Here is a 302-nt window from a genome sequence, read left to right on the forward strand (position 1 = left end):
AATAAATCGACCAATGAACGTGTCCCGAGCTTGTACTGCTCTTGATAAAGTTCACGTGTACGAACCGTTGTGGCTTGACGATTGGTCAACACCTGCATTTGACGTTGTTTATTTTCAATTTGCTCACGGCTCGTTCTGATCTGGTCGAGAACATCCATATAAACTGAATTGACCTTAGACTTTGCAGCTTCTTCGGCATAACTCGCCATTTTTACCTGAGAAGAAACGGCTCCACCTTGATAAAACTGACTGCTTGCTTCAAGCATGACGGAACTGTATAGGCCGTCATCTTTATCATTGTT

The 302-nt window shown here is 43.0% G+C and carries 1 pseudogene; it reads right to left on the reverse strand.

The features are described 5' to 3' along the window. Positions 1-302, reverse strand: a pseudogene (locus ACS604_RS18990) (RND transporter); the annotation flags it as partial.

Source organism: Acinetobacter sp. Li1LvA2 (assembly GCF_056156705.1).